This window comes from Streptomyces sp. NPDC059092, assembly GCF_042756365.1.
Classification (GTDB): domain Bacteria; phylum Actinomycetota; class Actinomycetes; order Streptomycetales; family Streptomycetaceae; genus Streptomyces.
The window spans coordinates 51,694-78,103 of record NZ_JBHZEJ010000013.1 but is presented as its reverse complement, the minus strand read 5'-3'; the positions used below and the strand labels follow the sequence as shown (position 1 = coordinate 78,103).

Below are 26,410 nucleotides of genomic sequence, written 5' to 3'. Positions count from 1 at the left end.
AAATGAGGGGGGCAAACATCCGCGAATCCGCTGAGATGCCAGGGAACAGTAACGGCCGGTGCACCCGGTTGGTCCAGGGAAACCGGTGGCATTAACTCGATGCGATGATCATTCCGGGGAAAGGTTTAACGGGCTGATCGTCGGTATTCAGGCGTGGGTGTGGCTGGAAATGGCCGGTCTCTCTCCGTCCGGAAGGTAACGATTCGGCAACGCACATGCTGTAGAGCCAGTAGGGTTCGTCTTGGGAAACGCCGTCCGTCGCCACGCCTTCCGTCGCGCGCCCATGACCTGACTGTTCCAGCGTCAGCTCATGCGCCGGCCTCTGCGGTGACATGGGTGTCGCTCTGTTCCTGTGAAAGCGGGAAGCCACTGTGAGCCATCCCTCCACTCCGGGCGGCGAGCTTTCGCTCGTCATCGCGGAACGGGTCGAATCCGCCGACGACGTCACCGCCCTGACCCTCCGTCACCCCGATGGCGCGCCGCTTCCGCGGTGGGAGCCCGGCGCCCACGTCGATCTGCTGCTCGGTAACGGGCAGGTCCGCAGCTACTCCCTGTGCGGTGATCCCGGCGACCGGTCGTCGTGGCGCGTCGGCGTGCTGCGCGTCGCGGGCGGGCGGGGCGGATCGGCGTACGTGCACGGCACGTTGCACGCCGGGACACCGGTACGGGTGCGGGGGCCGCGGAACAGCTTCGCCCTGCGGCCGGCCGGGCGCTATCTGTTCGTGGCGGGCGGCATCGGGATCACGCCGTTGCTGCCGATGATCGCCGCCGCCGAGGCCGCGGGGGCGCGGTGGCGGCTGCTGTACGGCGGCCGGACGCTCGCCTCGATGGCCTTCCTGGACGAACTGGCCGGGTACGGGGACGCGGTGGCCGTCCGGCCCCAGGACCGGCACGGGCTGCTCGACCTCGACGGCTACCTCGGCGAGCCGGACCCCGGCACCCTCGTCTACTGCTGCGGCCCCGAGCCGCTGCTGGCCGCGGTCGAGGAACGGTGCCGTGCGTGGCCGGCCGGGGCGCTGCGCGTGGAGCGGTTCCGGGCCGCGGAGCAGCAGGCCGCGGTGGGCGGCGACGCGTTCGAGGTGGTCCTCTCACAGTCCGGGCGCACCCTCCAGGTGCCGCCGGACAAGAGCGTGCTGACGGCTGCCCGGGACGCCGGAGTGGCCGTCCCGTACTCCTGCGCCGAGGGCATCTGCGGCACCTGCGAGACCGAGGTGCTGGAGGGCGAGCCCGATCACCGGGACTCCGTGCTCAGCGCGGAGGAGCGCGAGTCCGGCGAAACGATGATGATCTGCGTCTCCCGCTCCCTCGGCCCCCGGCTGGTCCTCGATCTGTGACGGCCGTGCCGCCTCTTCCCGTTACCGCCGGGTGACGTACGGCGTCCACCCGTACCCCGAAATCCATCACACCGAACCGCCCGGACCTCGGGCGTTCCCTCACACGAGAGCGGAGCTCATGAGCACCACACCCCAGGCAGAGCAGGGCTGGCAGGTCGACGACCGCTGTCTGAACTGCAACATCGCCCGTCAGATCGCCCCCGGCATGATCGGCTTCAAGGAGGGCGGGGAGTACGGCGGCCTGTCGACCGTCATCCGTCAGCCGGAGACCGCGGCCGATGTCGAGCTGATGTACCAGGCCGCGCACGCCTGCCCCACCCGTTCCGTGCACCCGCCGGCCGACCGGTGGGACGAGGACTCGGACCCGTATCCGCTGGCGCTGGACGACGCCGGGACCGTGTTCCTCTGCGGGCACGCCTCCCCGCAGACGTACGGCGCGACCTCGTACCTCCTGCGCCGTCCCGACGGGACCGGGATGATGATCGACACCCCGCGCTGGCGGCCCGCGCTGGCCCGCCGCTACGAGCAGAAGGCCGGCAGGATCACCGATGTCCTGATCACCCACCTCGACCACGTCGCGCACGCCAGGAAGTACGCCGACGCCTTCAAGGCCCGGCTGTGGATCCACGAGGGCGACCTGCACTCCCTGCCCTCGGCCGACCACATCATCCGCGGCACGGAGCCGGTCGAGATCGGCCCGGGCGTCATCGCCCACCCCTTCCCCGGGCACACCGCGGGCTCGACGCTCTTCATCGCGGACGAGAAGTTCTGCTTCACCGGCGACGCGTTCTTCTGGTCGAACGGCCAGCAGACCCTCGAAGTCGCCCACAGCGTCGTCTACGACTCGATCACGACGCTCGCCGAGTCGGTGGCCCGCGGGGCCGAGGAACTGACCTTCGAGTGGGTCCTGCCGGGCCACGGCGATCTGCACCACCTCCCCGCCGACGAGATGCGGGAACGGATGCGCGCTCTCGGCCGCCGCGCCGCGACCTACCCCGCGGAGCCGATCGACTACGGGGCCGTCCGCTACTGACGGGCCGCGCGCCGAACCCGTACGGGGTCTCGGGCGGGGCTCAGGGGCGCGACCGCGGTCACGCGTACGCGCCCCTGGGCCCCCCTAGGGACACCACAGGGCCTGGGCGGTGGACGCACTTGTGGTCAGGAGCTGTGGCGCAGCAGCCGTACGGGCCCGAAGAGGCCCGTACGCACCTGGCCCGCGGTGACGGCCATCGTCGGGGACGCGTCGTCCAGGTAGCCCGCGAGGGTGGAGCGGACCGTGATCTCCAGGTCGTTCGCGCCGGGGCGCAGGGCGCCGGTGATCTCGGTGCGCCAGGGGCCCCAGACGAGACGGTCGACCAGTACGCCGTTGACCAGCACGTCGGCCGTGCCGCGTACCTCGCCCAGGTCGAGCACCACCCGGCCGCCGGGCGGTGCGGGGAAGACCGTACGGTGGCGGACCTCGCCGCCCAGGGCGCGCAGCCCCAGCTCCTCCCAGGCCACCAGCTCCGCCGGGGCCTCGGCGACCTCGGCCTCGATCGCCGCGTCCAGCAGGGCGCCGCCGCTGCGGCCGTCCGTCGCCGTGACCCGCAGCAGGATCTCGGTCCCGGCGGGCAGCGGGGCGGGGAAGCGGACCCGGCGGTCCGCCTCAGGACCGTACGTACGGTCCGCCGCCGTCACCGCCACATCGAGGCCGGTGGGGATCCGCAGGGCGGTCGTCCCCAGCGGCGCGGGGAAGCGCAGCCACTCGGTCCGGGGGCCGGGCTCCCCGGTGGCCGGGGACCGGGGCACCAGCGGCAGGACGACACCGTTCTGCGCCGCCCCCGGTTCCAGCCAGCTCGCGCCCGGCAGCGGGTGCGGCCTGACCCGGGCGCAGAGGAAGCGCGGGTCGCGCGGCTGGTGCCGGCGCGGCGCGGCCGATGCCCAGCCGGGGCCGCTGAGCACGTCCAAGGACCGGGAGTCCACCGTCGCGGCCCCGCCCTCGCCGAGCCGCAGCGCGAGCGTGTTCTCCCCCGGGCGCAGCACCGTACGCAGGTCGTAGGGGTGTACCCGGATCTCGCGGTGGCCTGGGTACGGGTTGAAGTCGCCCTGGCGGCCCACCTCGACGCCGTTGACCAGCACCGTGCAGGCGCCCTCGCAGGCGACCAGGATCTCCGCGTCGTCCGGCACCCGCGCCAGCCGGAAGGTACGGGTCGGTTCCGCGCCGGTCAGCCACTCCGGCCTGCGGTAGGCGGCGGGGTCGGTGACCACGGCGAAGGAGGCCCGCAGCGGCCCGTCGCGCTCCGCCGTGAACTCGATCTCCAGCTCGACCGCGCGCCCCGCCGCGTGCGCGGGCAGCGGGCTGAAGGTCTGGTACCCCTCGCCCTCGGCGGGCAGCTCCGCGCCGTCGACCCGTACGCGGCGCGCGGCCCCCGACCCCACGGCGAGATACCGCCGCTCCCCGTCGCCGGTGGATCCGGGCAGCTCGATCCGGGTGCGTACGGCGACGGTGGCGCCCCGGTCCACCTGGCGCCAGTCGAGGAACTCCTCCGGTACGTACCCCTTGGGGCCCAGCGGGCCCTGGTGCACCGGGTCCTTGTGGATGCCGCGCGACAGCGACCACTCGGCGGGCCGCCAGGTGGAGTCGGGGTCGCGGACCTCGGCGAACGGGCCGTAACCGGCGACCACCGGCCGCCAGCCGGCGTACGGAGCGCTGTCGTACGGAGCGCCGTCCGCCCGGTGTTCCAGGCGCCAGACCTCCACGGGCAGGACGCCCGTACGGTCGGCGGCGGCCAGGTCGCCGTGGCTGTTGTCCAGCGTCGAACGGGCCAGCGCCCGCCACGGGCCCTCGACCGGGGTGCTGTCCACGGGCTCACCCAGCGGCTCCCGGGTGGCGTCGGGCAGGTCCGCGCCGAGCACGAGCAGGGTCACGGGACCGTCCGCGAAGTCCACGTCCACCGTCCAGAAGGCCCCGTCGCCCTCGTCGGCCACCGTCAGCTCCGTACGCGCCCCCGTCCGCGGGTCCCAGCGCTGCGCCCGCAGCGGCGGGAGGCCCTCGACCGTGACCCGCGCGCGCCGGTCGCCCGGCGGCACGAAGACATAGCCGTCCTCCCGCAACTGGCGCCAGTACTCGTCCCAGGGGAAGCCCGCGTCGGCCCAGTCGTGCCGGTCCAGCCCCTCCAGACGCGTCATCGGCGCCTTCGTACCGCTGATCTCGTCGTGCGCGGTGAGCATCACGACCCAGGTGTCCCCGAGCCGCCGCAGCAGGTACGGCGCGTCGGCCCGCACCCGTACGGGCCCCGCCGCCAGCGCGGCCGGCACGTCCTCCGGGGTGGCGACCCGCACGGCGAGCCCGGCCAGGGCCCGGCCCACCGGGCTCCGGCCGACATGGACCACCCGGCCGCCCGCCCGCGCGAACTGGGCCAGGACCGACTCCGCCGCCTCGCCGACGAGCACCGCGTCCGGGATCACCACCGTGCGGTACGTCTCGCGGCCGATCCGCAGCCCTCCGTCGGCGGTGACCGTGCCGCCCGCGACGGTGGCCTCGTCCAGCGTGTCGTGGTCCGCCCCGGCCCGCTCCAGCACCCCGCGGCGCTCCGCGAACCAGGCGCTCACCCCGTTCAGCTCGTGGTACGCGGCGACCGCGCGCCGCGCGGGCGGCAGCGGCCCCTCCAGCGTCAGATACGCCTGCGCGGTACTGGTCGGGGAGAGCAGCACCGTGTCGCACACATGCGTACCGGCCGAAAGCACCGAGCAGAGCCGGGTCACCGCCCCGGCGAACTGGTGGTACGAGGGCCAGTACGGCTGACGCCAGCAGGTGGACGGCGGGGCCCACTCCCACCAGCCGCCGGCCGTCGAGTAATAGACGGCGTGCGGGTCGTAGAGGTTGGCGCCCCGGCGCAGAAAGGGCGCGAGCCAGTCGTACGTCTCCTCCAGGGTGCCGCCCCAGCCGGAGGAGTGGAACGCCTCGATCCAGGTCCGCGGACCGCCGTGCGCGTGGGCGAGCGAGCTGTGCGCCTTCGGGTCGCCCCAGTGGTCGCTGCCGGGCGCCCCGTACCCCCGGTGGGTGCCCAGGTAGTCGCCGTAGAGCAGCACCCCGCCCACCGGGTCGCCCTCCCGCGCCGGGGACGCCTGGTCGAAGCCGCAGAGCAGCCCCCGTTCGGCGAACCAGGCGTCCAGCGGGTCGAAGAACGCCTGGCGCGCCAGCGTGGCCCGGTGCGCGTGGTAGTCCCGGCGGACCCGTGCCGCGTCCCGGCTCGCGGCGCCGAGATACCGGGCGGCCCCGGCGCCCCGGCCGCCCGCGAACAGTGCGGAGCGCAGCGGCAGCAGGTCGTATCCGTACGCCTTCTCGAACGTGGCGGCGAAGTCCCGTCCCCAGGTCGGCATCGGCGGCAGCTCGTCCTGGAAGAACCCGGGGATGACGGTGCCGAACCAGCGCCCCACCTGGCGCTCCAGCTCGCCGTGCACCTGGTCGAGCAGCGCCGCGCACGCCTCGGCGCCGAAGTAGTCGAAGCCGCTGACCCGCTCCTCGATCACCCCGTCGGCCCCCCGGTGCAGGGCGAGCCCGGCGAACTCGGAGTGTACGGCGGTCAGCCGGCCCTGGAAATTGGCGCCGGAGAAGCCGATCTGGTCGTACATCCACAGGTGGAAGCCCAGCTCCCGCGCGTCCTCGCAGGCGCCGTCCAGCAGCTCGATCCATCGCGGGCTGAGGAAGGGCGGATCGTCGGCGAGCGAACCGAACATCGGTCCCGTCGGCGCCAGGCACATCACCACGGCCTGCCGCACGCCCTGCGAGACCAGCTCCGTCATCTGCCGCCGCAGCCCCTGCCGCGTGACCTTCGCGCCGCTCCACCACCAGATCGGCAGCGGCGTGTACTCCGGGGCGGGGTCGGTGAACCGGGCCAGGAGCTCGCGCGCGCCGGCGCCCACGCCGGTGCCCGCACCCGCGGTCCTGTCCCGTTCCTGACTCATGCCCGCATGCATGCCCATGGTCATGCCGTGGCACGCTCCGCCTCGATCAGCTCCAGCGTCTTGCCGGAGGTATCGGGCATGAAGACGTACCCGACCACCCCGCTGATCAGCAGGAACACCGAGAGCAGGCCACCCACGACGCCGAGCCCCACCTGCGCGAGCGTCGGTACGAAGAAGCTCCAGACGCCGAGGCACATTCGCGCCACCCCGAAGGTGAAGCCCTGCGCCGTGCCGCGCAGCATGGTGGGGAACAGCTCCTGGCTGAAGACCTTGTAGAAGGCCTCACCCGCGAGCGCGCCGCCCGCGCTGAACAGCACGATGTTGATGATGATCACCGGGATCGTGAAGGGCAGGAAGAGGAAGAGCGCGTACGCCACGATCTGCAGCACGGAGCCGACCCCCCACAGCAGCCTGCGGGTCGCGTGCGTCCCGTCGGCGTGCCGCATGAACACCAGCACGGTCACCGCGATGCTGATCACGAAGCCCCCGCAGGACAGCGCCACACCCGCCGCCTGGCCCCCGGCGCCCAGCGTCTTGACGAAGTACGGCGTGAAGATGCCCGCCGTGCCGGCCGCCAGCCCCCAGAAGACGTAGATGCTCCCCGTCCACACCAGCGCCCGCAGATGGGCCCCGGAGAACAGGTCCCGTACGCCGTGGCAGACCGTCGTCCCGGCCGCCGCGGCGGCGGCCGACGCGGCCTGCCAGCGGGGCGACTCGGTGAGCCCCTGGCGCAGCGCCCAGGTGACCAGGGCGACGACGAGCAGATGGAGGAAGACGATCCGGATGCCCAGCAGACCCAGCGGGGCGAGCGCCAGGGCGAGCACCAGGACCACCACCGGTCCCACCGACCACGCCACTTGCGTGAAACCGAGCAGCCTGCCGCGCGACTTCGGCGGCGAGAACTCGCCGACCAGCGCCAGCGAGGTGGGCACGTCGGCGCCGACCGCGACCCCGATGACGAAGACCCCGAGGAAGAGCATCACGGAGTCGAAGGACAGCGCGACACAGAGCACGCCCGCCGCGTACACCAGCAGGTCGTACTTGTAGATGCGCTTACGGCCCAGCCGGTCGCCCAGCCGGCCGCCGATGAACGCCCCGATCGCGCAGCCGATCGCGTTCGGACCGATCGCGGCGAGCGCGCCCACCACCGTGCTGCTCAGATGCAGATACGACTGGAACAGGGCGAGCCCGGCACCCAGGGCCACGATGGACCCCGCGTCCAGGTAGGACGCCATACCAGCCAGGACGGACCATCGCCACTGCTGGGAGCTGACCTCCTCCCGGCCGACCGCTTCACCCGTGGCAGCACCGACGGTCCGCTGGGCCATGGCTGTTCCTCCTGCACGCCGTTGTGTCGAGGGGATGTCGGAGCCGGTTGGACCGTACGAGTGGTGTTCATCCGAAGAACTGCGCAGCGGCGGCGTAGCTCCTCGGAATCCCAGGATGCGTACACATCATGAGGAAGGTATGTAGATCGCCCCAACCGAAAGCGCAACTCGAAGCACCACCCGAACCCCCATCCGAAGCACACATCCGAAAGTGAGGGGTCATGGCCGCCTTCCAGGTCAAGACACTGTGGACCGTCTTCCTCACCGCGTTCTTCGCGGTGCTCGCCTCCCTGGGGCTCACCACCCCGGCCGCCGCCGCCACCGGCAGCGCCCCGCAGCCCGCCGACCGCCCGGCCGACCGGCCCGCCGACCGCCCGGCGCCGGCGCCCGCCGCCGCCCACCGGGCCGCCGAGGCCCAACCGGCGGCCAGGGCGACCGTGACCAGAGCCCTGCCGCGCGCCCGCTCCCTGCCGCCCACGATCAAGCAGCGCATCCACGCCGAGGCGCACGGCTCGTCACCGTCGGCCCGTCACCTGCCCGCACTCGCCCTGCCGGACGGCGACGGCGCCCACTCCGCCCACGCCGCCGACGCGGCGCTCGTCGCCGCGTGAGGCGCTCGCACCGTCCTGGCGATCCAGGGCCCCACGGTCCACGCGGCCGAAGCCCGCACGGACCTGGCGTTCGAAGCCCGCACGGACTTGTCGTTCGAAGCCCGCACAGTCCCGTCGGTCAGGTGCCGTACAGTCCCGTCGGTCAAGGTCCGCGCAGTCCGGTCCCACCAGTCCATCAGGGCCCGCACGGTCCTGTCGGTCAGGGACGGTCGCCCCGGTTCCGGTTCCGCTCCGCGGCCTCCGCCTCGGCCTGCTTCGCCTGCACCTCGGGATCGAGCGGATCGACCACATGGCTGCCGCCCACCGGACTGCCGTCCACCGACGTCAGCGGCGCACGCTCCGAGACCTCCGTAGCGGCCGGCGGTTCCACCAGCCAGTCCGGATTCGCCTGCTTGTCCCACCACTTCCACGCGGCGAAAGCCCCACCGGCCACCACACCCAGGACCGCGAGGCCCTTGGCGACCCGGCCGGCCCTGGCCCGCCGCTCGTGCTTGCGCACCAGCTTCTGGATCTCCTTCGCCGTGACCTGTCCGCGCAGGGCGGCCAGCGCCGCGGTGGAACGGGCCGCGGCCTGCTCCGCCACCGGCTGTGCCGTCGCCACCGCCTGCCCGACCCGCGGCACCGTGTAGTCCGCCGCCTGACGGGCGGCCCTGCGGGTGCGTACGGCGGCACGGTGGGCCGCGTCATCGAACTTCGGGGGTACACGAGGCGCCACATGGGCGCCGTACTGAACACGAGCCTGTTCGGCTGCCTTTGACATCGTCGGCGCGAGCCGAACCCGCGCTTCGCGGGCGTACAGGGCCGCTTGCTCCTTGGCCAGAGTGGCCTGCTCCTTTGCCGTGTCGGCGTAGGGGGCCACCGCTTCCGCGGCGTGCTGCACGCTCTCCTTGGCCGAACCGGTAGCGGCGCGCACGCTGTTCATGCGGGTCACAGGATCATCCTCCTCGGTGGCGTTCCGTATTTCGCCTATCCACCCTTTTCGAAATCATGCCTGCCGGTGACGATCCCGGCATGCGTTACGGGCATCCGTGTCATCCCGGGCGTCCGGCCTTTCGGCATGTCCGCCGCTCCTTCCCCCGGCCTCACGTCCCCATGGCCGTGCGAGGATCGGGAGCGTCAGCGACGACTCACGGAAGGCACATCGTGGCCGAGCAGCTTTACGCCACCCTCAGGACCAGCCAGGGCGACATCGAGCTGCGGCTCCTGCCGTACCACGCGCCCAAGACCGTCAAGAACTTCGTCGAACTCGCCCGGGGCGAGCGCGAGTGGACCGACCCGGCGACCGGCAGGAAGAGGGCGGACCCGCTGTACGACGGCACCGTCTTCCACCGCGTGATGAAGGGCTTCATGATCCAGGGCGGGGACCCGCTGGGCAACGGCACCGGCGGCCCGGGGTACGAGTTCGCCGACGAGTTCCACCCGGAGCTGGCCTTCGACAAGCCGTACCTGCTGGCGATGGCCAACGCGGGGCCGGGCACCAACGGCTCACAGTTCTTCATCACCGTCTCGCCGACCGGCTGGCTGAACCGTAAGCACACCATCTTCGGCGAGGTCAGCAACGCCGCGAGCAAGAAGGTCGTCGACGCGATCATCACCGTCCCGACCAACCCGGGCACCGACCGCCCGCTCCAGGACGTCGTGATCGAGTCGGTCGTCGTCGAGACCCGCTGACCCGACGCGGTCGTCGCTGACCGGTTCCCGCCGGCCGGGAACCTTCCCGCCCCGCCCGTCCGTAGTGGTTACATACCGGACGGGCGGGGCGGCGCGCCGCGTACCGCCCGCCGCCACGAAGACCGAGGGGACCGATGGACCACCCGCCAGGAGGCCACGGAGGCCAGGACCAGCCCGCCGTCACCCAGGGCCCGCCGAGCTGCTACCGCCATCCGGGCCGGGAGACGGGCATAAGCTGCACGCGCTGCGAACGGCCCATCTGCCCGGAGTGCATGATCAGCGCCTCCGTCGGATTCCAGTGCCCCGAGTGCGTCAGGCAGGGATCCGGTACGGGGCACGGCTCCACCGCCAACCAGCCGCGTACCCTCGCGGGCGGCACGATCGCCGCCGACCCCCGGCTGCTCACCAAGATCCTTCTCGGCATCAATGTCGCCGTCTTCGTCGCCGTCCTCGTCGTGGGCGATCATGACCGGCTCGCCATCGACCTCGGGCTCATCGGCGGCGCCTACGACGCGGGCCACGTCATCGGTGTCGCGGGCGGCGAGTGGTACCGGCTGATCACCTCGATGTTCCTGCACGAAGAGGTGTGGCACATCGCCTTCAACATGCTGGGCCTGTGGTGGCTCGGCGGTCCGCTGGAAGCCGCGCTCGGCCGCGCCCGCTTTCTGGCGCTCTACCTGCTCTCCGGACTGGCCGGCAGCGCCCTCACGTATCTGATCGCCGCGCCCAACCAGCTCTCGCTGGGCGCGTCCGGCGCCATCTTCGGGCTGCTCGGCGCCACCGCCGTACTGATGCGCCGGCTCAACTACGACATGCGGCCGGTGCTCGCCCTGCTGGCGCTGAACCTGCTCTTCACCTTCACCTGGAGCGGCATCGCCTGGGAGGCGCATGTCGGCGGCCTGGTGGCGGGCGTCGCGATCGCCATAGGCATGGTCCACGCGCCCCGGGAGCACCGGACACTGGTGCAGTACGGGACGTGCGCGCTGGTGCTGCTGGTGACGGTCGGGATCGTCGTGGCCAGGACGCTGCAGCTCACCTGAGGCCGCCCGGTCCGCCCCGCGGGGCGGACCGGGCGGGCGGACCTGTGGCCACGTTGTCCACAGAGTGTGCCGGATCTTGTGCATCCTGTGGGGAACATGCGTGCCCCTTGTCGCCGGTATGGGTTTGACCAGCGGAGACAAGGGGCGATCACATCATCGGAGGGACCGTGGCGGTCACACCGGCGTCCATGACCGGTGGGGTTATCCACAGATCTTCTGACCTTTTCCCCCGCCTGTGGATAACGATGTGGACAAGCATGGGGAGAGGTTGACGCGGAGCGGTCGGAGCCGCTACTTCCACTGGGTGGAGACACCGAAACCGGCGGCGATGAAGCCGAACCCGACCACGATGTTCCAGTTCCCGAAGCTCTTCACCGGGAGATCGCCCTCGGTCACATAGAAGACGACGATCCACGCCAGCCCGATCAGGAACAGGGCCAGCATCACCGGAGCCACCCAGCTCCGGTTGGTGAGCCTTATGGCGGTCGCCTGCTTCGCCGCCGGGGGCGGCGTGAAATCGGCCTTCTTGCGGATACGTGACTTCGGCACGAGGGACTCTCCTGTCGATGCGCTGCGTGACCGCGCAGGGGACTGTAAACGGGTCCCGGGGCGGAGAGCAGGGGGAACCACCGCCCCCGGGCGTCCGTTAGCGTAGTGCTTCCGCGGCGCCTAAGGAGATAAGGGTACGTTGAGCAATTCAGCCGACTCTCCCCCAGGGCCGGTCCCAGGGCCGGTTTCAGGGCCCGCCCCCGGGCCTGGACGGACGCCGGGACGCCGGTTCGGAGCACGCCCCGCGCGGGTTCTCACGGCCGCCGTCTTCGCCCTCGCCGGGCTGATCTTCGTCACCAGCTTCAACACGGCCAAGGGCACCAACCTCCGTACGGACACCTCGCTGCTCAAGCTCTCCGACCTGATCCACGAACGCGACCGGAAGAACGCCGAACTGGGCGACACCACCGCCGCGATACGGCAGGAGAACGACCGGCTCGTCAGCCGCGACCACGGCACCAGCGAGGCCGAGAACGCCGAGCTGCGCGCGCTGGAGGCCTCGGCGGGCACCCAGAAGGTCACCGGCCCCGGCCTCACCGTCACCCTCGACGACGCCCCGCCCAACGCCACCGCCAACCCCGGCTACCCCGAGCCGCAGCCCAACGACCTCGTCATCCACCAGCAGGACCTCCAGGCCGTGGTGAACGCGCTGTGGCAGGGCGGCGCCAAGGGCATCCGCGTCATGGACCAGCGGCTGATCTCCACCAGCGCCGTCCGGTGCGTGGGGAACACCCTGATCCTTCAGGGCCGCGTCTACTCGCCCCCGTACAAGATCACCGCGGTCGGCGACCGGACCGCACTGCGCAAGGCGCTCGACGACTCACCCGCGATCCAGAACTACGAGCTGTACGTGAAGGCGTACGGCCTCGGCTGGAAAGTCGATGAGCTGCGCAAAGAGACGCTTCCCGGCTACTCGGGCACGGTGGACCTGCACTACGCGACCCCCGTCGAGTGACGAAGAGCAAGTCCGAACCTGGGTGCGGCTCGCTCATGCACCGCCCACGCGACCCCGTGGCCCTTTAGTCTGGTGCGGTACCGCCCGGCGCGGTACCGAACGGAAGGGACAGCATGTACGGCTGGATCTGGCGGCATCTGCCGGGCAACGTGTTGATACGGGCGGCGCTCTCGCTCGTGCTGGCGCTCGCCGTCGTCTATGTGCTGTTCCAGTACGTCTTCCCGTGGGCGGAGCCGCTGCTGCCGTTCAACGACGTGACCGTCGACGGAGCGGGGGCGGCCCGATGAGCGCGCGCATCCTCGTCGTGGACAACTACGACAGCTTCGTCTTCAACATCGTCCAGTACCTCTACCAGCTCGGCGCCGAGTGCGAGGTCCTGCGCAACGACGAGGTGGCCACCTCGCACGCCGACGACGGCTTCGACGGCGTCCTGCTCTCCCCCGGCCCCGGCACCCCCGAACAGGCCGGTGTCTGCGTCGAGATGGTGCGCCACTGCGCCGCGACCGGCCTGCCCGTCTTCGGCGTCTGCCTCGGCATGCAGTCGATGGCCGTGGCGTACGGAGGGGTCGTCGGCCGGGCCCCCGAGCTGCTGCACGGCAAGACGTCACTCGTCACGCACGAGGGCAAGGGCGTCTTCGCCGGGCTGCCCTCGCCGTTCACCGCGACCCGCTACCACTCGCTCGCGGCCGAGCCCGCCGAACTGCCGGCCGAGCTGGAGGTCACGGCGCGGACCGAGGACGGCATCATCATGGGGGTACGCCACCGTGAACTGCCCGTCGAGGGCGTGCAGTTCCACCCGGAGTCGGTGCTCACCGAACACGGCCACCTGATGCTGGCCAACTGGCTGGCGCAGTGCGGGGATCCGGGTGCGGTGGGCCGCTCGACGGGACTGGCGCCGGTGGTGGGCAAGGCGCTCGCGTGACCGCACTGCGCCCCGAACACGACGCCGGTCACGGGGGCGCGTACGGCCAGGACCGGTACGAACCGGACGGGTTCCGGCCGGGCGCGTACGGGGACTCCCGCGCGTTCGAGGCGGCGGTGGACGGCCTCGCCGACCCGCTGAACGATCCACTGCCGGGGCAGTCCGGGCAGCCGGGTCGGCCCGGTCAGCCCGGTCGGCCGGAGAGACCGGAGCCGCCCAGCCCGCCGGTGCGGCGGCCGGGGCGGCACCGCGGGTCGCAGCGCGACGAACCGGCCGCGCCCGGCCCCGTACCGCCTCCTCCTGGCCCCCTGCCGGGGCCCGTGGCCGGGCCGGAGTGGTCCGGGGACTACTACCGGCAGTACGCGGCGGAGCCGCAGGCGCGGGCGGTGCCCGAGCCGCGTTCGGTACCGCACCCCGGTCCGGCCCCCGCTTCAGCGTCCGCTCCCGCACCGGCGCCCATATCCACGGCCGCGGCGGCGGAGTTCGTGACGCAGCCCATGCCGATGGTGGAACCGGGCCCCGCGCAGGGCCCCGGGCCGCTGCCGCCGGCCGTCGCGGGACCGACGCCGTCCGAGCCCCGTACCGGCGGCCGTGCGGAGCGCCGGAGGGCCGCGGCGGCCAAGGGCGCCGGCAAGGGCCGTAGACGCGCCGAGGCGCCCGAGGACGAGGACACCCCGGGGAGCGCCCGGAACGAGGCCGAGCACGCGACCACGGGCCCCACGCGGGCGGCGTCCTCCCGGCCGCTCTCGCGGATCGAGGCGCGGCGTGCGGCGCGCGCCCTCAAGGAGAGTCCCGCCGTGATCGCGAGCCGGGCGATCGGCGAGGTGTTCATCAGCTTCGGTGTGCTGATGCTGCTGTTCGTCGCGTACCAGCTCTGGTGGACGAACATCCAGGCCGGCCAGTTCGCCGGCAAGGAGGCGGACAAGATCCAGAGCGGCTGGGCGGCGGGGCGGCAGCCCGGGGCCTTCGAGCCGGGTCAGGGCTTCGCGATCATGCACATTCCGAAGCTGGACGTCGTGGTGCCGATCGCGGAGGGCATCAGCAAGCCGAAGGTCCTGGACCGCGGCATGGTCGGTCACTACGCGGAGGGTTCGCTCAAGACGGCGATGCCCGCCGACAAGCAGGGCAACTTCTCGGTGGCCGGGCACCGCAACACCCATGGGGAGCCGTTCCGGTACATCAACCGGCTGCAGCCCGGTGACGAGATCATCGTCGAGACGCAGGACGCGTACTACACGTACGACATGACCAGCATCCTGCCGCAGACCCCGCCGTCGAACGTCAGCGTGATCACTCCGGTGCCGCCGGGGTCCGGGTTCACGAAGCCCGGCCGCTACATCACCCTGACCACCTGCACCCCCGAGTTCACCAGTACCTACCGCATGATCGTGTGGGGCAAGATGGTGGACGAGCGGCCGCGCAGCAAGGGGAAGCCCGACGCGCTCGTCGGCTGAGGCCGGCGGGTCCCGCGGGGTCCGACGAGGACCGATCGGCCGGAATCACGACAGGGACGGGGACGGGCGCCGTGGCAGCGAGTACCGGGCACGAAGAACAGGCCGGCGCACCGCCGTCGTCCCCGGGGCCGGGCCCGGACGCGGCCCCGGCAGCCGTTCCGGGGACGGGGTCGGCGACGGGTACGGGTACGGCGACGCCGCCCGCCCGGGGCCGCCGCCCACGGGGCCGTATCGCCGCCGCCGTCAGCGTCTTCGGCGAACTGCTCATCACGGCGGGCGTGGTGCTGGGCCTCTTCGTCGTCTACTCGCTGTGGTGGACGAATGTGCTGGCCGACCGCGCGGCGGGAGAGCAGAGCGACGACGTACGGCACAACTGGGCGCGTGAGGCGACCGGTGGCGGCGGCCCCAAGAGCTTCGACGCGGCGGACGGCATCGGCTTCCTGCACGTCCCGGCGATGGACAGCGGCGAGGTGCTGGTGAAGAAGGGGACGAACACGTCCCTGCTGAACGACGGAGTCGCGGGCTACTACACGGACCCGGTCAAGTCGGCGCTCCCCTGGGACAAGCAGGGGAACTTCACCCTCGCGGCGCACCGGGACGGGCACGGGGCGAGGTTCCACAACATCCACAAGATCAGGACGGGTGACGCGGTCGTCTTCGAGACGCGGGACACCTGGTATGTCTACAAGGTCTACAAGGAGCTTCCGAAGACCTCCAAGTACAACGTGGAGGTGCTGATGCCGGTGCCGAAGGAGTCCGGGAAGACCGAGCCGGGCCGCTACCTGACGCTGACGACCTGCACGCCCGTCTACACGTCGGAGTACCGCTACATCGTCTGGGCCGAGCTGGAACGTACGGAGAAGGTCGACAAGGAGCGCACGCCCCCGCCGGAGCTGCGCTGAGAGCCGGCTGACGGCCCGCTGACGGCCTGAGGGCCGGCGGACACGGGAATTGCCCCGGCACCCACTGTGGGTGCCGGGGCGTTTCGCTGAGCCGGGCCTGAGTCGAGGCTGAGCCTGAGCCGAGCCGATCCTGGAGCCTGAGCCAGGAGGCCGGCCGGTGCGGGCCGGGGCTCAGGCGGCTTGCTTCAGGCTCTACGAGCCCTCGCTGCGGAAGGGGACGTCGGAGCGGCCGCCGAAGCCGAAGAAGCCTCCGCCGTTCCCGTCGCCGTTGTTGTCACCGTTGTTCCCGTTTCCGTTGCCGTTCCCATTGCCGTTGTTCTGGCCGCCGAACGTGGTCAGGGTGACCGTGTCGCCCTTGTTCACTTCCTGGCCGGGGCGCGGGTCGCTGCTGATGACGATGGCGTTGTCGTCCCCGGACGAGCCGTTCGCGAGCGCGACGTTCAGGCCCTGGCCCTGGAGGGTGCCCCTGACCTCGCCGAGCCGCTTGCCGGTGAGGATGTCCGCGGGGATGGTCACCTTCTCCTGCTGCGGCCCCTTGGAGACGTCCAGGGTGACGGTGGCGCCCTCGGCGGCCTTGCTGTCGCCTGCCGGGTCCTGTTTGACGACGGTGCCCGCCGGCTGGTCGGAGTCGACCGGGTTCCGTACGACCACGAACTTGAGCGTCTTGAGCTGGGCCTCCGCGGTGTCCACGGAGTTGGTGGTCACGTTCGGGACGGGGATCAGGGTGTTCGTCGCGATCGTGAGGGTGACCGTGGAGTTCTTCTCGGCCTGGGAGTTGCCCTCGGGGGTCTGGGAGAGGACGGTGCCGGAGTCCCGGTCGGACTCCTCCTCCTTGTAATCGACCTTGAAGCCCTTGTTCTCCAGTTGGACGGTCGCCTTGTCCTTCTGCTTGTCGGTGACGTCCGGGACCTCGATCTGCGGCGCGCCCTCGGAGACGACGACCTGGATCGTCTCGCCCTTGTCCATCGGCCCGCTCTCGGGCGTCTGGCTGCAGATGGAGCCCTTGGGCTGGTCACAGCGCTCGGCGCCCGACTGGGTGACCTTCACGGAGGCGTTCTCCGCGAGTGTCTGGGCTTCGGTCAGGGTCTTGCCGACGAGTTGCGGGACCGTCACCTGGCCGCTCGTCTCGCCGCCGCTGCCGTCGGTGATCCATTTGCCGATGAGGATCGCGCCGACCAGCACCAGGACGCCCGCGACGGCGAGCAGGATGGTCGACGTGTTGGACTTCTTCGGCTGCTGGCGGCGGCGCGCGGGACGGTCGTCGTATCCGCCGAAACCGCCGTCGTCCGGGTTGACCGGCGGGAGCATCGAGGTCTGGCCGGCCGGGTCGCCCGCGCGCATCGCCGTGGTCGGCTGGTCGGCGCCGTAACCGCCGTAACCGACCGCTCCCATGGCGGCGGTGGCGGCGACGGGCTGGCCGTCGAGGCAGGCCTCGATGTCGGCGCGCATCTCGTCGGCGGACTGGTAGCGGTAGTCCGGGTCCTTGACGAGGGCCTTGAGGACGATCGCGTCCATCTCGGGCGTGATCTCGGGGTCGAAGACGCTGGGCGTCTGCGGTTCTTCCCGTACGTGCTGGTAGGCGACCGCGACCGGGGAGTCGCCGATGAACGGCGGCCGGACCGTGAGGAGCTCGTAGAGCAGGCAGCCGGTCGAGTAGAGGTCGGAGCGCGCGTCGACCTGTTCGCCCTTGGCCTGCTCGGGGGAGAGGTACTGGGCGGTGCCGATGACGGCGGAGGTCTGCGTCATCGTCATGCCGGAGTCGCCCATGGCGCGGGCGATGCCGAAGTCCATGACCTTGACCTGGCCGGTACGCGTCAGCATGACGTTGGCCGGTTTGATGTCGCGGTGGACGATCCCGTTGCGGTGCGAGTACTCCAGCGCCTGGAGGATCCCGACGGTCATCTCCAGCGTGCGCTCGGGGAGCAGCCTGCGCCCGGAGTGCAGCAGCTCGCGCAGGGTGGAGCCGTCGACGTGCTCCATCACGATGTACGGGAGGGAGACGCCGTCGACGTAGTCCTCGCCGGTGTCGTAGACCGCGACGATCGCCGGGTGGTTGAGCGAGGCCGCGGACTGGGCCTCTCTGCGGAACCGTGCCTGGAAGGACGGGTCGCGCGCCAGGTCGGCCCGCAGGGTCTTGACGGCTACGGAACGGCCGAGCCGGGTGTCATGGGCGAGGTAGACCTCCGCCATGCCACCACGACCGAGCACCGAGCCCAGTTCGTACCGGCCGCCGAGGCGACGCGCCTCTTCCATAACGTTCCAGCCCTCTCCGTCAGTCCCGACCGCACCGGCGAGTGGTCCGGCGGTGTGCTGCTCGCGCCTACGCTACCGGGCACGCCGTATGAGGTTGGCCCGTAACGGTGAGCTGATATACGACCGGTATCGCATTGTGCGGGTATGGACGTGCGTCGTGACGGGCGTCACTTCTTACTGTCGATGACCGCCTTCATCACGTCCTTGGCGATGGGGGCCGCCAGGCCACCACCGGAGATGTCGTCACGGCTGGCGTCGCTGTCGGCGACGACGACCGCGACGGCAACCGGGGAGCCGTCACCCGTCTTGGCGTACGAGATGAACCACGCGTACGGGTTCTTGCTGTTGTTCTCGCCGTGCTGGGCGGTGCCGGTCTTCCCGCCCACTGTGACGTTCGGAATCTTCGCGTTGGTTCCCGTGCCCTCGTTCACCACGGTCTCCATGATGCTCTGGAGCTTCTGGGCGTTCTCCTGCGAGAGGGGCCGGCTCAGCTCCTCGGGCTCGGTCTTCTCCAGTACGTCCACGCTGGGGGACTCCAGGCGGTCGACCATGTACGGCTTCATCAGCTTGCCGTCGTTGGCGACGGCGGCGGCGATCATGGCCATCTGGAGGGGCGTGGCGCGGGTGTCGAACTGGCCGATGGAGGAGAGCGCCGTCTGCGAGCTGTTGATGTCCTCGGGGAAGACGGAGGCCGCGGCGCGGACCGGGACGAACTGCTCCTCGTTGAAGCCGAACTTCTTCGCGGTCTCCAGCATCTTGTCCTTGCCGAGGTCCGAGCCCAGCTTGCCGAAGACGGTGTTGCAGGAGTAGCGCAGCGAGACCCGCAGGGTGGCGTTCTCGCAGGGGATGTTGCCCTCGTTCGGGAGCGGCCTGGTGGTCCCGGGCATGATCCAGGGGAGCGGGGTCTCGGTGGGGGCGTCGACGTCGCTGACCTTGCCGTTCTCCAGGGCGGCGGCGGCCGTCAGCACCTTGAAGGTGGAGCCCGGCGGGTAGGTCTCGCGCAGCGCCCGGTTGAGCATCGGGTCGTTGGGGTCCTTCTTCTTGTCGAGGCCGACCCAGGCCTCGGAGTCCTTCTCCGTACGGCCGGCGAAGGTGGCCGGGTCGTAGCTGGGGGTGGAGGCCAGCGCGAGGATCTTGCCGGTCGCCGGTTCGATCGCGGCGACGGCGCCCTTCTTCTTGCCGAGCCCCTCGTACGCGGCCTTCTGAGCGGCACCGCTGAGCGTCGTGACGACGTTGCCGCCCTTCTTCTCGTCGCCGGTGAACATGGACATCGTGCGGTCGAAGAAGAGCCGGTCGTCGTTGCCGGTGAGGATGCCGTCCTCGATGGACTCGATCTGGGTGGCGCCGAACGCCTGCGAGGCGTAGCCGGTGACGGGCGCCCACATGGGACCGTCGGTGTAGGTGCGCTTGTACGTGTAGTACGTGTCGTCGGTCTTCGCGGAGCCGGTTATGGGCTTGCCGTCGACGATGATGTTGCCCCGTGCGTTGCTGTACCGCTCGATCTGCACACGCTTGTTGAAGTCGTGGGAGCTGAGCTCGTTCGAGCGCACGAAGCCGAGCCAGTTCTCCCGGATCAGCAGGGCGAGCATGAGGAGCCCGCAGAAGATGGCGATACGGCGCAGGGGCTTGTTCACGGTCGGACCACCTGGGTCATCTCGGCGTCGGGGGACGGGGCGGGGGCCGGTGCGGGGCGGCGCGCGGTGTCGCTGATACGGATGAGGATGCCGATCAGGGCCCAGTTGGCGAGGACGGACGAGCCGCCGTACGCGACGAACGGCATGGTCATACCGGTCAGCGGGATGAGCCCCATGACGCCGCCGGCGACGACGAAGACCTGGATGGCGAAAGCGCTGGAGAGCCCGATGGCGAGGAGCTTGCCGAAGGGGTCACGGGCGGCGAGTGCGGTGCGTACGCCGCGTTCCACGATCAGCGCGTAGATCATCAGGACGGCCATGGTGCCGGCCAGGCCCAGTTCCTCGCCGACGGTGGTGAGGATGAAGTCGGCGTTGGCGGCGAAGCCGATGAGGTCGGAGTTGCCCTGGCCGAGTCCGGTGCCGAGGGTGCCCCCGGAGCCGAAGGAGAGCAGGGCGTCGCCGATCTGCTGGCAGGCGCCGCTGGTCTCGTAGCAGGCGAAGGGGTCGAGCCAGGCGTTGACGCGGGACTGGACGTGCGACTCGAAGGTGGCGACGCCGACGGCTCCGCCGACCGACATCAGCAGTCCGAAGACGATCCAGCTCGTCCGCTCGGTGGCGACGTACAGCATCACCACGAAGAGGCCGAAGAAGAGCAGGGAGGTACCGAGGTCGGTCTCGAAGACCAGGATGAGGATCGAGATGCCCCAGATGCCGAGGATCGGTCCCAGGTCGCGGCCGCGGGGCAGGTAGAGGCCCATGAAGCGGCGGCTGGCGAGGGCCAGGGCGTCTCTTTTGACCATCAGGTAGCCGGAGAAGAAGACCGCGATGATGATCTTCGCGAATTCGCCGGGCTGGAGGGAGCCGAGGCCGGGGAGGGTGATCCAGATCTTGGCGCCGTTCTTCGCGGGGAAGAACATCGGCAGGATCAGCAGGAAGAGCGCGACGGCCATCGAGATGTACGTGTAGCGCTGGAGGACGCGGTGGTCCTTGAGCAGGACCAGTACGGCGACGAAGAGCGCGACGCCGATCGCGGAGTTGAGGAGCTGGCCGGGGGCCGCCGGGTTGTACGTGGACTTGGTGACGATCTTGGCGAGCTGGATCAGCCGGGGCGACTGGTCCAGACGCCAGATCAGCACCAGCCCGAGGCCGTTGAGCAGCACAGCCAGCGGCAGGAACAGCGGATCGGCGTACGGGGCGAACTTGCGCACCACGAGGTGCGCGACGCCCGCGAGCAGGCTGAGGCCGGCCCCGTATCCGAGCATCCCCGCGGGAATCTTGCCGTCCATGGCCAGCCCCACGTTCAGATACGCGAACACGGGGATGGCTACGGCGAAGGCGAGCAGGGCGAGCTCGGTGTTGCGGCGGCTCGGTGCTTCGATCGCGCCGATGGTGGTCGTGTTGGTGACAACGCTCATGGTGGTGAAGGGCCCCCTACGGCCTACTGCTGCTTACCGCAGTTCGAGGCCACTTTCTGCTCCTCATCGGAGAGGCTGGGGCCTGGAGTGGGAGTCGCGGCTTTCGGGTTGACGGTGGTGGGCTTGGTGGCGGACGTACCGGTCGTACCGCCGGCCTGCCCCTCACCCGTGGCCACATTGGCCTCTGTATCGGCTTTCTCGGCCGTACGGCGCTGTTCTTCCTTCTTGCACGCCGAGGCCTGGGTGGCGAGTTCCTTGATCTTCTCCTGGCCGCCCGCGAGGCTGCCTTCGGCGATCGTGTCCTCGACCTGCTTGCGCTGGTACTCAGGGAGGTACTTGAGTTCGATCTCGGGGTGGTCCTTCTCGACCTTCGAGAGCGAGAGCCAGGCGAGGTCCTGGCTGATGCCCCGGTAGAGGGCGACGTGCTGCTCGCTGGCGCCGACGTAGTACTGGGTCTGGGTCCAGCGGTAGCCGCCGTACAGACCGCCGCCGACGACGGCCAGCGCGAGCACGGAGTAGAGCGATCTCTTGAGCCACCGGCGGCGCGGGCGTTCCTTGACGTAGTCGTCCGAGCCGTCGCCGTAGGAGCCGAAGCCGTCCCCGGGAGCCGCAGCGCCGTACCCGTAGTCGGTGTCGTCGCCGCTGCCGGGCGGGCCGAACGCGCCCGCGCCCTGCGGGGGTACGGCGCGGCCGAGACCGGCGGCGCGGCCGGCCGGGGTCTGCATCGCCGCGGCGTTCTCCGCGGAGCTCAGCGGGAGCTGGTTCTCGGCGACGGCGCCGACGACGACCGGGGTGTCGCTGATCATCCCCGCCATGGTGTCGGTGGATTCGACGTCCAGGACGTCGGCGACGATGCAGGTGATGTTGTCGGGTCCGCCGCCGCGCAGGGCGAGCTGGATGAGGGCCTGGATGGTCTCCGGAGGGCCCTGGTAGCTGGCGAGGGTCTCTTCCATCGTCTGGTGCGAGACGACGCCGGAGAGGCCGTCGGAGCAGATCAGGTAGCGGTCGCCGGCGCGGACTTCACGGATGGAGAGATCAGGCTCGACATGGTCACCGCTGCCCAGCGCGCGCATCAGCAGGGAGCGCTGCGGGTGGGTGGTGGCCTCTTCCTCGGTGATCCGTCCCTCGTCGACCAGCCGCTGCACCCACGTGTGGTCCTGGGTGATCTGGGTCAGTACGCCGTCGCGCAGCAGGTACGCGCGGGAGTCGCCGACGTGGACGAGGCCGAGGCGCTGGCCGGTCCACAGGAGGGCGGTGAGCGTGGTGCCCATGCCCTCCAGCTGCGGGTCCTCCTCGACCATGAGGCGGAGCTGGTCGTTGGCGCGCTGCACCGCCGTACCGAGCGAGGTGAGCAGGTCGGAGCCCGGGACGTCGTCGTCGAGCTGCACGAGCGTGGAGATCACCTCGGACGAGGCGACCTCACCGGCCGCCTGGCCGCCCATGCCGTCGGCGATGGCCAGCAGCCGGGGGCCGGCATAGCCGGAGTCCTCGTTCCCCTCCCGGATCATTCCTTTGTGCGACCCGGCGGCGAAACGCAGAGACAGACTCATGCGCACCTCGCCCGTCGGCTCGCCGGTCGACTGTCGCGCCAGCCGGTCTCGAGCCACACTGCCCACCCTCCGGTCGGGAGCCTGCTGCGGTCCGCTGTGGGGACCGCCGTGGCTCGCTCGCTCCGCTCGCTCATTGTCGTACTACTTCCGCAGCTCGATGACGGTCTTTCCGATGCGGATCGGAGCGCCCAGTGCGATCGGCTGCGGGGTCGTGAGCCGGGTCCGGTCGAGATACGTGCCGTTGGTGGACCCGAGGTCCTCGACGATCCATTGACCGTCACGGTCCGGGTAGATCCTGGCATGCCTGCTGGACGCGTAGTCGTCGTCCAGCACGATGGTCGAGTCGTGGGCGCGGCCCAGCGTGATCGTCTGTCCCTGGAGGGCCACCGTGGTGCCGGTGAGGCTGCCCTCGGAAACGACCAGCTTGGTGGGCGCTCCCCGGCGCTGCCTGCCTCCCTGCTGTTGCTGCTGGCGCTGCTGGGGCGGCGCCGCGGACTGGCGGGCCTGCTGCGGACGCGCGTCCGCGTTGCGGCGTGAGCCGCGCTGCGTTACGCGTGTTCCGAACAGGTCGCTGCGGATGACCTGTACGGCCACGATCACGAACAGCCACAGAACGGCTAGAAAACCTAGCCGCATGACCGTCAGGGTCAGCTCTGACATTGCCCCCGCTTCACCCTTCGGCTTGCCTGAAAACGATGGTGGTATTGCCCACGACGATCCGCGAGCCGTCGCGGAGCGTAGCGCGGGTGGTGTGCTGTCCGTCCACCACGATGCCGTTGGTCGACCCGAGGTCCTGGACCGTGGAGGGCGTACCGGCCCGGATCTCGCAGTGCCTGCGCGAGACTCCCGGGTCGTCGATCCGTACGTCGGCGTCGGTGCTGCGGCCCATGACGAGGGTGCCGCGGGAGATCTGGTGGCGGGTGCCGTTGATCTCGATCCAGCGGCGCACCTGGCCGTGCGGCATCGCTCCGGGGCCGGGGCCCGCGGGCCGGCCGCCGGGACCGCCGGGGCTTCCGGTCGGCGAGGAGGCGGGCATGGGGGGCACGGCGGACGGCGGGTAGCCGTAACCGCCGGGAGCGCCCCGGGGAGGCGAGGCGGGGGCCGCGGGGCCGGGGTGGCCGGCCGCGCCGCGGTCGGGGCCGTCCTGTGACGTACTCGACGCCAGGGTCCGGCTGCGCACCCGGTAGAGACCGGTGTCGAGGTCCTCGGCCTTCTCCAGGTGGACCTTGATCGGCCCCATGAACGTGTACCGCTGCTGCTTGGCGTAGTCGCGGACCAGCCCCGACAGTTCGTCGCCGAGCTGCCCCGAGTACGGGCTGAGCCGCTCGAAGTCCGGGGTGCTCAGCTCCACGATGAAGTCGTTGGGCACGACGGTCCGCTCGCGGTTCCAGATCGTCGCGTTGTTGTCGCACTCGCGCTGGAGGGCACCCGCGATCTCGACAGGCTGGACCTCGGACTTGAACACCTTCGCGAAGGTGCCATTGACCAAACCTTCGAGACGCTGTTCGAAACGCTTCATGACTCCCATGGGGCACCTCCTCCGTTGTTGCCGTCCTGGTACTGCTTACTGATCGTATCCACGCGTCGGGAAATCGGCTGGTTCCCCTTGTCTGGCCCGTCGATGAGTGTCACCTCTCACACGGGATCGTAGAGGCGGCCTGACGCCAGTGTCCCGCACCCCGGGTGCACTCAGGAGGAGTGGGTGGCGGCCGTTGTCCGTTCCCTGTTCCGAGGCCGGATCGTCGAAACAAACGGATGTGATTCCACCCGTCACGGCGTGCTAATCTTCTCGAAGTCGCCAGGAGCGCACACCAGCAGAACATCAGCAGGTGAAGCACCGGACGACACGCCCAATGCGCGAGTGGCGGAATGGCAGACGCGCTGGATTCAGGTTCCAGTGCCCGAAAGGGCGTGGGGGTTCAACTCCCCCCTCGCGCACAGCGGGTAGTCAGTGACTACCCACAGCGGATTGGTCGAACCCCCGCTCCGGAGATCCTCCGGAGCGGGGGTTCTTCTGTATGTCCGGCCACGGCGCTTCGGCGGGCTTGCGAGGGGCCGGGGGCTTCGGAGCGCTCGGGCTCTGTGACGCAGGTTACGTTCGGGAGGGCGGCGGCGGGGCGTCGGCAGGACGTCGGGTGGGGCGTTGGGCAGAGGCGTTCGGCGGGTCGCCCCGTGGGTTGCCCGGCGGGTCGTCCGGCGGGGTTTCCGGGGTTTCCGGGTTTTCCACAGGGCGGGCGCCTGTTCGGATCCGGCGGTACGGTCGTGAGCGGTTGATCTCGCACGGCGAGTCACGACGAGTACGGGGGAGGCGGCGCGCCATGGGCGGTGTCGGGTCGGGGACGGCGGCCGGGTCGGGAACGGCGGCCGGGGCGGTACGGATTCCGCCGGTGCCGGGGTTCGCGCCGCGCGCGGCCCAGGGTGAGCCGGACGGCGCGCGGACGCCGAAGGAGCGGGGGCGGGCGCTGCGGAAGCGGGTGCCGAGGTCCTCGCACGCCGGGCTCGTCCAGGTGCCGGGGCGGCCGGACGCGGTGCGGGCCGTGGAGGAATCCAGCCGCGGCCGGGTGGCGCGGCTGACGCCGATACGGGTCGGGCGGATGGCCGCGACGCCCTTCGCCTTCCTGCGCGGCTCCGCCGGGCTGATGGCCCATGACCTGAAGGGCACGCCGGTCACCGGCGTCGGCGCGCAGATCTGCGGCGACGCCCACGCGGCCAATTTCGGCCTGTACGGGGACGCGCGCGGCCGGCTCGTCATCGACCTCAACGACTTCGACGAGACCGTGGTCGGCCCCTGGGAGTGGGACGTCAAGCGGCTCGCCGCCTCGCTGGTGCTGGCCGGGCGCGAGGCCGGCGCGGACGAGGACATCTGCCGGAGTGGGGCGTACGACGCGGTGGGGGCCTACCGGCGCACGATGCGGCTGCTGGCGAAGCTGCCGGTGCTCGACGCGTGGAACGCGATCGCCGACGAGGAGCTGGTCTCCCACACGGACGCCCGTGACCTCGCCGGCACGCTGGAGCGCGTCTCGGAGAAGGCGCGCAACAACACGAGCGCGCGGTTCGCGGCCCGGTCGACCGAGGCGGTGGACGGCGCGGACGGACAGGGCACCGCCGGGCGGCGCTTCGTCGACGCGCCGCCCGTGCTGCGCCGCGTGCCCGACGGGGAGGCCGCGGCCGTGGCCGCCTCGCTGGAGGCGTATCTGGCCACCCTCCCGGCGGACCGGCTGCCCCTGCTCGCGCGGTACGCGATCCACGACGTGGCGTTCCGGGTCGTCGGCACCGGCAGCGTGGGGACTCGGTCGTACGTGGTGCTCCTCCTGGACCACCGGGGGGAGCCGCTCGTACTCCAGGTGAAGGAGGCGCGGCCCTCCGCCCTGCTGCCCCATCTGCCGGCCGTCGGTTTCGTGCCGCCCGAGGTGGCGCACGAGGGGCGGCGCGTGGTGCTCGGCCAGAAGCGGATGCAGGTGGTGAGTGACAACCTGCTGGGCTGGACGACGGTCCTGGGCAGCCCGTACCAGGTACGGCAGTTCAGGAACCGTAAGGGCAGCGTGGACCCGGCGGCGCTCCCCGCCGACCAGGTCGACGACTACGCGCGGATGACCGGGGCGCTGCTCGCCAGGGCCCACGCGCACAGCGCTGACCCGCGGCTGATCGCGGGGTACTGCGGCAAGAACGAGGAGCTGGACGCGGCCGTCGCCGAGTTCGCGGTGGCGTACGCGGACCGTACGGAGGCGGACCACGCGGAGCTGGTCGCGGCGGTGCGCGGCGGGCGGATCTCCGCCGAACTGGGGGTCTGAGCGGCCGGTACGGGCCTTCTGGGGGCCGGGGAGGGGCGGGGGCCGCCCGATCCG

At 71.1% G+C, this 26,410-nt stretch carries 21 protein-coding genes and 1 tRNA gene; 12 read left to right on the top strand and 10 right to left on the bottom strand.

The features are described from left to right. Nucleotides 1-371 precede the first annotated feature (371 nt). Together ACFXPL_RS10985 and ACFXPL_RS10980 are read left to right on the top strand one after the other, a co-directional pair. Entirely contained in the window at nucleotides 372-1,334 is a 963-nt protein-coding gene (locus ACFXPL_RS10985) for a PDR/VanB family oxidoreductase (RefSeq protein ID WP_384915954.1), read from the top strand. 118 nt (nucleotides 1,335-1,452) lie between these two features. Continuing rightward, the gene (locus ACFXPL_RS10980) at nucleotides 1,453-2,367 is read left to right on the top strand and encodes an MBL fold metallo-hydrolase (RefSeq protein WP_384915951.1); all 915 of its coding nucleotides are present in this window, start codon (nucleotides 1,453-1,455) and stop codon (nucleotides 2,365-2,367) included. Between the two features lie 125 nt (nucleotides 2,368-2,492). Here ACFXPL_RS10980 and ACFXPL_RS10975 read toward each other — a convergent pair whose 3' ends face one another. Both ACFXPL_RS10975 and ACFXPL_RS10970 read right to left on the bottom strand, forming a co-directional pair. Continuing rightward, nucleotides 2,493-6,281 carry a hypothetical protein gene (locus tag ACFXPL_RS10975; protein ID WP_384915948.1) on the bottom strand — a complete coding sequence of 1,263 codons (3,789 nt, stop codon included), beginning with the start codon at nucleotides 6,279-6,281 and terminating at the stop codon, nucleotides 2,493-2,495. A gap of 20 nt (nucleotides 6,282-6,301) precedes the next feature. Next, nucleotides 6,302-7,609 (bottom strand): MFS transporter, encoded by a 1,308-nt coding sequence (locus tag ACFXPL_RS10970; RefSeq protein WP_384915946.1) that lies wholly within the window; start codon nucleotides 7,607-7,609, stop codon nucleotides 6,302-6,304. Nucleotides 7,610-7,830: 221 nt separating this feature from the next. Between ACFXPL_RS10970 and ACFXPL_RS10965 the strand changes: the two genes are divergently transcribed. Further along, entirely contained in the window at nucleotides 7,831-8,220 is a 390-nt protein-coding gene (locus ACFXPL_RS10965; protein ID WP_384915943.1) for a DUF6344 domain-containing protein, read from the top strand. A gap of 199 nt (nucleotides 8,221-8,419) precedes the next feature. On the opposite strand, the gene ACFXPL_RS10960 is transcribed toward ACFXPL_RS10965, so the two are convergent. Continuing rightward, nucleotides 8,420-9,151 carry a DUF5324 family protein gene (locus ACFXPL_RS10960; RefSeq protein WP_384915940.1) on the bottom strand — a complete coding sequence of 244 codons (732 nt, stop codon included), beginning with the start codon at nucleotides 9,149-9,151 and terminating at the stop codon, nucleotides 8,420-8,422. 212 nt (nucleotides 9,152-9,363) lie between these two features. Here ACFXPL_RS10960 and ACFXPL_RS10955 point away from each other — a divergent pair, with 212 nt between their 5' ends. Together ACFXPL_RS10955 and ACFXPL_RS10950 are read left to right on the top strand one after the other, a co-directional pair. After that, complete coding sequence (locus tag ACFXPL_RS10955; protein ID WP_384915937.1) at nucleotides 9,364-9,891, top strand: peptidylprolyl isomerase; 528 nt, start codon at nucleotides 9,364-9,366, stop codon at nucleotides 9,889-9,891. 134 nt (nucleotides 9,892-10,025) lie between these two features. Then, complete coding sequence (locus ACFXPL_RS10950) at nucleotides 10,026-10,931, top strand: rhomboid family intramembrane serine protease (RefSeq protein ID WP_384915934.1); 906 nt, start codon at nucleotides 10,026-10,028, stop codon at nucleotides 10,929-10,931. Nucleotides 10,932-11,222: 291 nt separating this feature from the next. Here ACFXPL_RS10950 and crgA read toward each other — a convergent pair whose 3' ends face one another. Then, a complete protein-coding gene (gene crgA, locus ACFXPL_RS10945) occupies nucleotides 11,223-11,480 on the bottom strand; it encodes a cell division protein CrgA (RefSeq protein ID WP_329828239.1) in 258 nt (85 codons plus the stop codon). 139 nt (nucleotides 11,481-11,619) lie between these two features. Here crgA and ACFXPL_RS10940 point away from each other — a divergent pair, with 139 nt between their 5' ends. The 5 genes from ACFXPL_RS10940 to ACFXPL_RS10920 all read left to right on the top strand — a co-directional run bounded on the left by ACFXPL_RS10940 (nucleotide 11,620) and on the right by ACFXPL_RS10920 (nucleotide 15,713). Then, on the top strand, nucleotides 11,620-12,435 hold the full coding sequence (locus ACFXPL_RS10940) for a DUF881 domain-containing protein (protein ID WP_384915931.1): 816 nt from the start codon (nucleotides 11,620-11,622) through the stop codon (nucleotides 12,433-12,435). Nucleotides 12,436-12,548: 113 nt separating this feature from the next. After that, the gene (locus tag ACFXPL_RS10935; protein ID WP_384915928.1) at nucleotides 12,549-12,722 is read left to right on the top strand and encodes a hypothetical protein; all 174 of its coding nucleotides are present in this window, start codon (nucleotides 12,549-12,551) and stop codon (nucleotides 12,720-12,722) included. Further along, nucleotides 12,719-13,357: an aminodeoxychorismate/anthranilate synthase component II gene (locus tag ACFXPL_RS10930; protein ID WP_384915925.1), complete on the top strand. Its 639-nt coding sequence runs from the start codon at nucleotides 12,719-12,721 to the stop codon at nucleotides 13,355-13,357. The genes ACFXPL_RS10935 and ACFXPL_RS10930 overlap by 4 nt, the downstream gene beginning before the upstream one ends. After that, on the top strand, nucleotides 13,354-14,811 hold the full coding sequence (locus ACFXPL_RS10925) for a class E sortase (protein ID WP_384915922.1): 1,458 nt from the start codon (nucleotides 13,354-13,356) through the stop codon (nucleotides 14,809-14,811). The genes ACFXPL_RS10930 and ACFXPL_RS10925 overlap by 4 nt, the downstream gene beginning before the upstream one ends. 71 nt (nucleotides 14,812-14,882) lie before the next feature. Next, complete coding sequence (locus ACFXPL_RS10920; protein ID WP_384915919.1) at nucleotides 14,883-15,713, top strand: class E sortase; 831 nt, start codon at nucleotides 14,883-14,885, stop codon at nucleotides 15,711-15,713. Nucleotides 15,714-15,905: 192 nt separating this feature from the next. Here ACFXPL_RS10920 and pknB read toward each other — a convergent pair whose 3' ends face one another. From pknB to ACFXPL_RS10890, 6 genes are all read right to left on the bottom strand, one after another. Continuing rightward, nucleotides 15,906-17,966 (bottom strand): Stk1 family PASTA domain-containing Ser/Thr kinase, encoded by a 2,061-nt coding sequence (gene pknB / locus ACFXPL_RS10915; RefSeq protein WP_384915916.1) that lies wholly within the window; start codon nucleotides 17,964-17,966, stop codon nucleotides 15,906-15,908. 167 nt (nucleotides 17,967-18,133) lie between these two features. Beyond that, nucleotides 18,134-19,600, bottom strand: a complete 1,467-nt coding sequence (locus tag ACFXPL_RS10910; RefSeq protein WP_384915914.1) for a penicillin-binding transpeptidase domain-containing protein — start codon at nucleotides 19,598-19,600, stop codon at nucleotides 18,134-18,136. Beyond that, entirely contained in the window at nucleotides 19,597-21,015 is a 1,419-nt protein-coding gene (locus ACFXPL_RS10905) for an FtsW/RodA/SpoVE family cell cycle protein (RefSeq protein WP_384915911.1), read from the bottom strand. Before ACFXPL_RS10905 ends, ACFXPL_RS10910 begins: the two co-directional genes overlap by 4 nt. Nucleotides 21,016-21,038: 23 nt before the next feature. Further along, on the bottom strand, nucleotides 21,039-22,565 hold the full coding sequence (locus ACFXPL_RS10900) for a PP2C family protein-serine/threonine phosphatase (protein WP_384915907.1): 1,527 nt from the start codon (nucleotides 22,563-22,565) through the stop codon (nucleotides 21,039-21,041). 141 nt (nucleotides 22,566-22,706) lie between these two features. Further along, nucleotides 22,707-23,225, bottom strand: a complete 519-nt coding sequence (locus ACFXPL_RS10895) for an FHA domain-containing protein (protein ID WP_329828253.1) — start codon at nucleotides 23,223-23,225, stop codon at nucleotides 22,707-22,709. 10 nt (nucleotides 23,226-23,235) lie between these two features. Next, nucleotides 23,236-24,093: an FhaA domain-containing protein gene (locus ACFXPL_RS10890; RefSeq protein WP_384915904.1), complete on the bottom strand. Its 858-nt coding sequence runs from the start codon at nucleotides 24,091-24,093 to the stop codon at nucleotides 23,236-23,238. A gap of 327 nt (nucleotides 24,094-24,420) precedes the next feature. Here ACFXPL_RS10890 and ACFXPL_RS10885 point away from each other — a divergent pair. Together ACFXPL_RS10885 and ACFXPL_RS10880 are read left to right on the top strand one after the other, a co-directional pair. Next, nucleotides 24,421-24,503, top strand: a tRNA-Leu gene (locus ACFXPL_RS10885). A gap of 380 nt (nucleotides 24,504-24,883) precedes the next feature. Further along, nucleotides 24,884-26,356, top strand: coding sequence for a DUF2252 domain-containing protein (locus ACFXPL_RS10880; RefSeq protein WP_384915901.1), 1,473 nt, complete (start codon nucleotides 24,884-24,886; stop codon nucleotides 26,354-26,356). Nucleotides 26,357-26,410 lie beyond the last annotated feature (54 nt).